The sequence below is a fragment of the Fictibacillus iocasae genome, from assembly GCF_042665465.1.
GTDB classification, from domain to species: Bacteria; Bacillota; Bacilli; order Bacillales; family Fictibacillaceae; genus Fictibacillus; species Fictibacillus iocasae.
Window position 1 is genome coordinate 216,913 of sequence record NZ_JBHTCP010000052.1, and the last position, 9,438, is coordinate 226,350.

A 9,438-nucleotide genomic window follows, 5' to 3' on the forward strand; every position below is an offset into this window, starting at 1 on the left:
GCGTGCACCTGTAATGGAGATTAACTCCTTCTATGTATTCTTACATGCTAAAGAAAACAGCAACAAAGGAAGACGGTGCACAAATTGGATAGCATTAAACGATACATGCAATTCGTTAAACCTTATAAGATGCAGATTGTATGGACGATTATCATTGGTTTGCTGAAGTTCGGCATCCCGCTTTTAACTCCGCTGATTTTAAAAATCGTTGTCGATGACATCATCGAGGCGGATCTGACACTTGCCGACAAAAAAGAGAAGCTATTTTACTTAATGGGCGGCGCATTTTTTGTGTTTGTCATTCTGCGGCCGCCAATCGAATATTTGCGTCAATATTACGCCCAATGGGTCGGCAGCAAAATATTATATGACATCCGTGACAGGCTGTTCGATCATATTCAAAAGCTAAGTCTCCGGTTCTATTCAAACAATAAGTCTGGTGAGGTAATTTCGCGTGTCATCCATGATGTCGAGCAGACTAAAACGTTTGTTATAACGGGTCTGATGAACGTATGGCTGGACATGGCCACCATCATTATCGCAGCTATTATCATGTTTTCAATGGACGTTTGGCTGACTATCGTCGCTCTGGCAATGCTGCCTTTTTACGGCCTTTCCGTAAAATTCTTCTACGCCAAACTGCGCAAGCTCACGAAAGACCGTTCGCAGGCGCTAGCTGAGGTACAGGGCCATCTCCATGAACGTGTGCAGGGGATATCGGTTATTCGAAGCTTCGCTCTGGAAAGCCATGAGCAGCAGCAGTTTGACCGCCGCAATCGGAATTTTCTCGATCGCGCGATGGATCATACAATTTGGAACGCGAAAACCTTTTCCGTTGTTAACACCATCACGGACATCGCGCCGCTGCTGGTCATTGGCTTTGCTGCATATGAAGCCATACAGGGCAACATCACACTCGGGTCACTCGTTGCATTCGTGGGTTACATGGACAGGCTGTACAATCCGCTGCGACGTCTCGTCAACTCATCAACTACCCTCACGCAGTCAATCGCTTCCATGGACCGGATGTTCGAGTTCATGGACGAAGAATATGACATTGTGGATGCGCATGATGCACGGCCTCTGCATCATGTAAAAGGCGAAATTATGTTTGACAACGTGAGCTTTCGCTACAACGAAGAGGAAGTAGATGTGCTCAAGCAGATTTCTCTTTCAATCCAGGCAGGAGAGACGGTTGCACTTGTTGGCATGAGCGGCGGCGGTAAGTCTTCGCTTGTTGGGCTATTGCCTCGTTTTTATGATGTGACGGGTGGAAGGATTCTGCTTGATGGCGAGAATATTAAAAGCTACCAGGTCCGTACATTGCGTGACAAGATCGGGATGGTGCTGCAGGATAATATTCTCTTCAGCGAATCGGTCAAAGCGAACATATTAATGGGGAATCCTGATGCGTCGGAAGAAGAAATCATCGCAGCGGCCAAGGCGGCAAACGCTCATGAGTTTATCATGAACCTGCCAGAAGGGTATGACACCAAAATCGGGGAAAGGGGCGTTAAGCTGTCAGGCGGTCAAAAGCAGCGTGTAGCCATCGCCCGTGTTTTCTTGAAAAACCCTCCGATCCTTGTTCTGGATGAAGCGACGTCCGCCCTCGATCTTGAAAGTGAGCAACTTATCCAGGAAGCACTTGAAAAGCTTGCAAAAGAGCGGACAACATTTATCGTGGCTCACAGGCTTGCCACCATTACACACGCGGATAAAATCGTGGTAATCGAACATGGGGAAATATCGGAAACCGGAACTCATTATGAACTGATGGAGCGCAAAGGCTCTTATTACGACCTTTTTACCGTACAGCAGCTAGACTAACCATGACGAATGAGCGCAGCCAATGGAACTCCAACGGCTGCGCTTTTTCATTTGGTTTCGACATTTTTTAAGACTTAAGATGCTATTATAATCGATCTTCTTTCGTTGAAATAAAGAAAAGGATTCACCATATTCCTATACAGCGACTACTACTTTGGTTCTATTTGTCTAATTTTCTGAAATTTTTTTATTGTCAAATTGTCAGATAAGTGTCATAATTCAATAAGATTTAGTCAAGGTTGGACAAACAACAAGAGAAAGGAGTGAGATCATGGGCAGTCCAGTGATTGAAGTGAAACAATTGCATACTTCATTCATGACGGATGACGGAGAAATCCCTGTTGTCAGCGGCATCGATTTTCATATTAATCCAGGCGAAGTGCTTGGTATTGTAGGGGAATCAGGATGCGGCAAGAGTGTCACGTCATTGTCGGTCATGGGACTCGTGCCATCCCCAAACGGCAAGGTCAGAGGAGAAATCCTGTTTAAAGGGGAAAATCTTGCTTCCGCATCCGAGAAAAGAATGCGGCAAATTCGTGGAAACGAGATAGCGATGATTTTTCAGGAGCCGATGACAAGCTTGAATCCGGTTTTCACAATCGGCGAACAGCTGATAGAGTCGTTAAGAATACATAGGAAATGGAACAAAAAGCAGGCGATGGCTAGAGCCGTTGAGATGCTGAAGCTAGTCGGCTTGCCGCGGGCAGAAGAGCTCGTGAAGGAATACCCGCATCAGCTTTCTGGAGGAATGAGACAGCGCGTCATGATCGCGATGGCGATGATCTGTGATCCGACATTGCTCATCGCGGACGAGCCTACAACAGCGCTCGATGTTACGATTCAAGCTCAGATTCTTGAACTGATGAAAAAACTGAACAAAGAAACCGACACAGCCATCATGATGATCACACACGACCTCGGTGTTGTAGCGGAGATGTGTGAACGCGTTGTGGTCATGTATGCGGGGAAAATTGTGGAGGAGGGAGACGTGAAAACGATCTTCCAAAACCCGAAACACCCTTATACAGTTGGTCTCATCCAGTCGGTTCCAGACATGAGGGAAAAGAAAGAACGCCTTTATTCGATTCCCGGAAACGTACCAAAACCCGGTTCCGTCAACTACGGCTGCCACTTTGCACCGCGCTGCGAGCATGCGATGCCTCAGTGCATTTCGGACACTCCGGCTCTAAAAGCGTTTGAGAATGGCCAGCAAGTAAGATGCTGGCTGTATGAGGACGGGAAGGGAGCGGAAGCCAATGACACAGCCATTAGTTAAAGTAGAAAACCTGAAAATGCACTTTCCGATCAAAGGCGGCGTCCTAGGCAAAACGGTAGGCGCTGTAAAAGCGGTTGACGGTGTATCCTTTTTCATCAATAAAGGGGAAACGCTTGGACTCGTTGGTGAGAGCGGATGCGGAAAATCAACGACAGGACGAGCGCTGCTCAGGCTGCTTGATCCGACAGACGGTAAAATCTTTTTTGAAGGCCGTGACATAACCGAGCTTTCAACGGGCGAGATGAGAAAGATGCGCCGCGAAATGCAGATGGTCTTCCAAGATCCGTTCGCATCGCTGAACCCGCGCCATACTGTTGAGAAAATTTTAGAAGAGCCTCTCATCGTTCATGGTGTGAAGGATAAAGCAGAACGCAAGCGGCGCGTGAAAGAGCTGCTTGAAGTGGTAGGGCTGAACAGCTGGCATGCGAAGCGTTATCCGCACCAGTTCTCTGGAGGACAGCGCCAGCGTATCGGCATCGCCCGTGCACTCGCTGTGAATCCGAAGCTGATCATAGCGGACGAGCCCGTTTCCGCGCTCGATGTTTCCATTCAATCTCAGGTGCTGAACCTGCTTCAGGATCTGCAGAAAGAATATGATCTCACGTATCTGTTTATCGCGCACGACCTTGGCGTTGTCCGCCATATCAGTGACCGTGTCGGAGTCATGTATTTGGGTAACATTGTTGAACTCGCCGACAGTGAAGAGCTGTACGATCAGCCGATGCATCCTTATACTCAGGCGCTGCTCTCGGCGGTTCCGATACCGGATGTGGAGCACAAGAAAGAACGAGTCATCCTGCAGGGCGATGTGCCGAGCCCGTCTAATCCGCCGAAAGGCTGTCCGTTTCATACGCGATGTCCTCAGGCAATGGATACATGCGCTTCCGTGAAACCCGTTTTACAAGAAATTCAGCCAGGCCACTACGTTGCTTGCCACCTTTATGAGTGACAAAAGCACGTACATATAAAAATAGGCATGTTCATCAAAAAAAACTAAGAAGAAACAGGGGGAAAGAAGATGAAGAAACATCTATTAGTGATCTTTGCTTGCTTGCTCGCTCTTTCTGTCGGTCTTGCCGGATGTTCTGAGGGCGGCGGTAAAGAAGGCGGAAGCAGCAAAGGCGGAACGATGATTTATGGACGCGGCGGTGACTCGGTTGCCCTTGATCCAGCAGTCGTAACAGACGGAGAATCTTTCATCGTCACAGAACAGATCTTTGAAAACCTTGTACAATACGGAAAAGATAACACAGAAATTGAAGCAGGTCTTGCTAAGAAATGGGAGATCTCTGAAGACGGTCTTACGTACACGTTCCACCTCGAAGAAGGCATAAAATTCCACGATGGCACTGACTTTAACGCAGATGCGGTTGTCGAGAATTTCAAGCGCTGGTCAACAAGCAAGGACGAAGCGAAATTCGCTTACTATCCTTCTATGTTTGGCGGTTTTGAAGGTGACGAAGGACACGTGATTAAAGAAGTAAAAGCTGTAGACAAGAAAACGGTTGAGTTCACGTTAACTCGCCCGCAAGCTCCATTCTTGAAGAACATCGCTATGAGCCCATTCGCGATTGCAAGCCCGAAAGCGTTTGCTGACGGTGACAAGTTTGCGAAAAATCCTGTCGGAACGGGACCTTTTAAGTTTAAATCTTGGAAGCCAAACGATACGATTGAATTGACAGCGAACGAAGATTACTGGAAAAAAGGTCTTCCTAAGCTCGGCGGCGTCAAGTTCAAGGTGATCAAGGACAACGCTGCTCGTCTTAACGCAGTAACTAAAGGCGAGATCGACTTGATGGACGGCTTAAACCCTAGTGATCTAGGAAAAGTAAAAGACAACAACAAGCTTCAAGTGTTCGAGCGTCCTTCTATGAACGTAGGATATTTCGGATTTAACACAGAAAAAGCACCTTTTGATAAAAAAGAAGTACGTCAGGCGATCAGCCACTTGATCAATAAGCAGGAGCTTATCGATAACTTCTACGCTGGCACAGCTGAACCTGCGAAGAACCCGATGCCTCCTTCAATCGGCGGCTACAATGACGCCATTCAAGATTACGAGTATAACGTTGATAAAGCGAAAGAGCTATTGAAGAAAGCTGGATACGAAAAAGGCTTCAAGATGGATCTATGGGCGATGCCTGTAGCACGTCCATACATGCCGGACGGCCAAAAAGTTGGAGAAGCGATTCAAGCCTCTCTTAAACAAGTTGGCATTGAAGCAAAAATCGTAACATTCGAGTGGGGCACTTACTTGGAGAAGGTTCAGGCTGGTGAAGCACCAACGTTCATGCTTGGATGGACAGGCGACAACGGTGATGCGGATAACTTCCTTTACACGCTTCTTGATAAGGACACAATCGGCTCTAACAACTATGCACGCTATAACAACGAAGAAGTTCATAAGCTTCTCATTGAAGCACAGCAGCTTTCTAATGAAGATGAGCGTAACGAGCTTTACAAAAAAGCACAGGAAATCATTCACGAAGATGCACCATGGGTTCCTCTTGTACACTCTAAGCCACAGCTAGTTGGCGCTAGCTCAGTTAAAGGATTCGTACCTCATCCGACTGGATCTCAGTCATTTGTAGACGTATCCATCGACTAATTGCAGTACATTCGGGAGTATGGGGATTTCCGCATACTCCCTCTTTTTATGGTCCAAAAGCCGAAATGCCTTAAGAGAGGTGAAAGAGAATGTTTGCTTATACTATTAGAAGATTAGCATCACTCGTTCCTGTCCTGCTCGGAATGGTCTTCATCGTATTCATGATGATCCGTGCGATACCCGGCAATCCGGCACAGCTCATTCTCGGCCAGCAAGCGACAGAGAGAGCAGTAGCTGCATTGACGAAGGAGCTCGGACTTGACCAGCCTTGGCACACCCAGTTCTGGGCTTACTTTACAGGACTTTTTAAAGGAGATCTTGGTGTTTCCTTGAAAACAAACACACCGATCGCCGAGGAAATCTGGCCGTACTTAGCGGCGACAATCGAACTGTCGCTTGCTGCGATGCTAATCGCCGTCGTGATCGGCGTGAACGCAGGTATCGTTTCCGCATGGTTCCAAAACTCTTGGTTCGACTATTGTGCGATGGTACTTGCCCTTGTTGGCGTATCCATGCCGATCTTCTGGCTCGGATTGATGGAGCAATATATCGTGGCTATCCAGTGGGACCTTCTACCGACGACCGGCCGTGATAATATACGAGATTCAGTGGATCCAGTCACACATCTTTATTTGATCGATACGCTTCTAAACGGACGCTTTGATCAATTTATTGAAGTCATCAAGCACTTGATTCTGCCAGGAATCGCGCTCGGAACGATTCCAATGGCCATTATTGCCCGTATGACACGCTCTTCCATGCTCGAAGTGATGCGTTCGGATTACATCCGTACAGCACGCGCAAAAGGGATGAGAATGTTCTGGGTAGTCTACAAGCATTCCTTGAAAAATGCACTGATCCCTGTTGTCACGGTAATCGGGCTTCAGATTGGACTGCTGCTAGGCGGCGCTATCCTGACAGAGACCATTTTCGGCTGGCCAGGAATCGGCTCTTACATTTATGAGGCAATCTCGTACCGCGATTATCCGGTCATTCAATCAGGGATCCTCGTCGTTGCTGTTATTTTCGTACTCATTAACCTGGCTGTAGATCTGCTATATGCAGCGATCGATCCAAGAATCAAGTATAAGTAGGAGGGATGGACATGGCAGAAGCATTGCAGAATACCCCGCCGATGCTGCCGCCTGACATGGCGCGCCCGGCTGAGGAAAAAGCGGTATCTCCCTGGAGGGAAGCCTGGAGAAGCTTCCGCAAAAACAAACTGGCCATCGTTGGTCTTTCCATCGTTGCGTTTTTTATTTTGCTTGCCATTTTTGCACCGCTGATCGCACCATATGATTATGATGCACAGAAGCTGCCGAACAAGAACCTTGCTCCATCAGCTGAGCATTGGTTTGGCACAGATGAATTCGGGAGAGATATTCTAACACGAATCATTTACGGCGCACGAATCTCGTTATGGGTCGGCTTTTTATCGGTGGCAGGCTCCGTCGTTGTAGGATCTGCGCTCGGCATTATCGCGGGCTATTACGGAAGATGGGTGGATGCCGTCATCTCTCGCATTTTCGATATCCTGCTCGCATTTCCAAGCATCCTGCTCGCGATCGCCGTAGTGTCTGTTCTTGGACCGTCGTTGAAGAATGCGTTGATTGCCATCGCCATCATCAACGTGCCAACGTTCGGACGACTGCTGCGTTCCCGTGTTCTTTCGGTAAAAGAGGAAGAATACATTACAGCAGCAAAAGCGATCGGCATGAAGGATTCCCGCATACTGCTGCATCACATTTTGCCGAACAGCTTAGCCCCGATCATTGTAACGGGTACGCTTGCCGTTGCGACAGCGATCATCGAAGCGGCAGCTCTTGGTTTCCTAGGGCTTGGAGCGCAGGCACCCACCCCAGAGTGGGGCAAGATGCTCGCAGATTCCCGCAACTATATCATTGAAGCGCCATGGACAGTTCTTTTCCCTGGCCTCGCGATTATGCTGACGGTGTTGGGCTTTAACTTGATGGGTGACGGACTGCGCGATGCGCTGGACCCTCGAATGAAGAATTAATGTGTAAAAAGAGGCATTCTTGACAGTAAAGTGCGGTCAGTGATGCCTCTTTTGTGTTATTTCGCAGACATTTACTCGCAATTTGTCCAGCGCGGCGGCTGCGACACGTTTACGGCTGGCAAATGAGAGGGTGAGGGCGAGTTGAACGTATGTGCGGCCGAGTTCCAGCAACTTGCGGGCTAACCAGCCACTTGCAACTGACTTTCCGTAATTTAACATCTGCCCCGCTGCGGGTCCGCATCCTCAAACCAGTTAACCACGCAAAAAAAGTCCTTGCGGGCCTCATTTCAGCCAGCAAGGACTCTCTTATTCCTGATTCTGCGACAGCGGAATCTCTTCATCATCCACATGGTGATTTTTATAGCTTTCTATCAGTCTGTTCAAGTGGCTGAGATGATCGCTGTAATCAATGATAAGCGCGAAAACAGGGAAGAGGTGCAGCCATTGATCATTCAGATCCCCGTCTGGCTTATAATAGCCGAGGAATGAGTTCATCACCGACTGTTTGCTCTCACAGATCTCATCGACCAGCGCGACACAATGGTCAGCGCGAATCTTATCGGTATATTTCAGCAATATCTGCTCATGGTAGTTTGTCAGACAGTCGAGCTGAACCTGCACGAGCTCCTGCAATTCTTCCGGCATCTGATACAGCTCGTTTTCATGGCGGTGCAGGCTTTTCAACAGTTCGCGCGCTTTGTTTGTCGTTGAAATCATCTGCCGGTAAAGGACAAGCTTGCGTCCTTTCGTATAATGGTTCCGGCGGAAGTATGTGCGCTCTTCTTTATAAAAGAGATAGAACTGATTCATTTTGATGCTGCTTTCTTTCAGCCGCTCGACTTCTTCCTTTAGAACAGTATGTTCAGAAGCATGACGTGTGAGCATACGCATCCATTTAATGATTTCATCGGTATGGCTGGAGATCTTATAAAAAAGCTTGGCTTCGTATTTCGGCGGCATGAACACAAGATTGACGATAAACGCGGAAACCACACCGAGCATGACGAGCAAGAAGCGCTCTAGCGCGAAGGTGATGAAGTTGTCCGACTGGCTTTCCATAATGACGATGACGGTCACGATGGCAAGGGGGATCGTCGATTCAATCTTGAGTTTCAAGTTGGCGGCAATGACAAGTACCACAACAAAGCCGACAACAAATGGATTGGTGCCAAATAAAAGTACAAAGATAATAGCAAAAGCCGCGCCGATCAAGTTACCTTGTATTTGTTCTAAAATTGTCTGAAACGACCGGTAAATGGATGGCTGGATGGCAAAGGTTGCCGCGATGGCCGCGTACACAGGCGCATCAAGGTGAAGGAAGATTGCTAAATAAATCGATAATGTAATCGCTAAGCCCGTTTTGATCATGCGGGCACCAAGTTTCATTAGATTGTAAAAGTCCCTTCTATCGGTTATTGATAACCTTTTTTAACTGAAACAATATACAATGTTTCGAAGCTTTTATCAAGTACATCTTACGCATTGCAGCCGTATAAGTTTCATAGTTACAGTATAGCCAAAATGGGAAAAAAAGAAAGACAGATGAAAACGCATCCGCTGTAATAGGAAGCCGTTCTCTTTTGAGGTACCCGCATAGCAAAAAGGAAATAAAAACTATCATGAGCGGTCCTCTCCCAACCCCCGCATGAAAATGGGAATGCGGTGACTATACTGAAGATGACACAAACAGTTCCAGTACGTGGCTTTTTA

7 protein-coding genes are annotated in these 9,438 nt (G+C 47.6%); 6 read left to right on the forward strand and 1 reads right to left on the reverse strand.

Annotated features, from left to right (window positions below; translation table 11 throughout):
• Positions 1–84 precede the first annotated feature (84 nt).
• The 6 genes from ACFQPF_RS18470 to ACFQPF_RS18495 all read left to right on the forward strand — a co-directional run bounded on the left by ACFQPF_RS18470 (position 85) and on the right by ACFQPF_RS18495 (position 7,728).
• Positions 85–1,827 (forward strand): ABC transporter ATP-binding protein, encoded by a 1,743-nt coding sequence (locus ACFQPF_RS18470; protein ID WP_379751745.1) that lies wholly within the window; start codon positions 85–87, stop codon positions 1,825–1,827.
• A 271-nt stretch (positions 1,828–2,098) separates the two neighbouring features.
• The gene (locus ACFQPF_RS18475; protein ID WP_379751747.1) at positions 2,099–3,103 is read left to right on the forward strand and encodes an ABC transporter ATP-binding protein; all 1,005 of its coding nucleotides are present in this window, start codon (positions 2,099–2,101) and stop codon (positions 3,101–3,103) included.
• Entirely contained in the window at positions 3,084–4,052 is a 969-nt protein-coding gene (locus ACFQPF_RS18480; RefSeq protein WP_379751749.1) for an ABC transporter ATP-binding protein, read from the forward strand. The genes ACFQPF_RS18475 and ACFQPF_RS18480 overlap by 20 nt, the downstream gene beginning before the upstream one ends.
• Positions 4,053–4,121: 69 nt before the next feature.
• Positions 4,122–5,711 (forward strand): ABC transporter substrate-binding protein, encoded by a 1,590-nt coding sequence (locus ACFQPF_RS18485; RefSeq protein ID WP_379751751.1) that lies wholly within the window; start codon positions 4,122–4,124, stop codon positions 5,709–5,711.
• Between the two features lie 89 nt (positions 5,712–5,800).
• Positions 5,801–6,805, forward strand: a complete 1,005-nt coding sequence (locus ACFQPF_RS18490) for an ABC transporter permease (RefSeq protein WP_379751753.1) — start codon at positions 5,801–5,803, stop codon at positions 6,803–6,805.
• A gap of 11 nt (positions 6,806–6,816) precedes the next feature.
• Entirely contained in the window at positions 6,817–7,728 is a 912-nt protein-coding gene (locus tag ACFQPF_RS18495; protein WP_379751755.1) for an ABC transporter permease, read from the forward strand.
• A gap of 306 nt (positions 7,729–8,034) precedes the next feature.
• Here the strand turns inward: ACFQPF_RS18495 and ACFQPF_RS18500 are convergent, their stop codons facing one another.
• Positions 8,035–9,114, reverse strand: coding sequence for an FUSC family protein (locus ACFQPF_RS18500; protein WP_379751757.1), 1,080 nt, complete (start codon positions 9,112–9,114; stop codon positions 8,035–8,037).
• Between the last annotated feature and the right edge of the window lie 324 nt (positions 9,115–9,438).

Coding starts and splice junctions, on each gene's coding strand:
- ACFQPF_RS18475 (WP_379751747.1), top strand. CDS start 2,099: ATGGGCAGTCCAGTGATTGAAGTGAAACAATTGCATACTTCATTCATG.
- ACFQPF_RS18485 (WP_379751751.1), top strand. CDS start 4,122: ATGAAGAAACATCTATTAGTGATCTTTGCTTGCTTGCTCGCTCTTTCT.
- ACFQPF_RS18495 (WP_379751755.1), top strand. CDS start 6,817: ATGGCAGAAGCATTGCAGAATACCCCGCCGATGCTGCCGCCTGACATG.
- ACFQPF_RS18480 (WP_379751749.1), top strand. CDS start 3,084: ATGACACAGCCATTAGTTAAAGTAGAAAACCTGAAAATGCACTTTCCG.
- ACFQPF_RS18500 (WP_379751757.1), bottom strand. CDS start 9,114: ATGAAACTTGGTGCCCGCATGATCAAAACGGGCTTAGCGATTACATTA.
- ACFQPF_RS18490 (WP_379751753.1), top strand. CDS start 5,801: ATGTTTGCTTATACTATTAGAAGATTAGCATCACTCGTTCCTGTCCTG.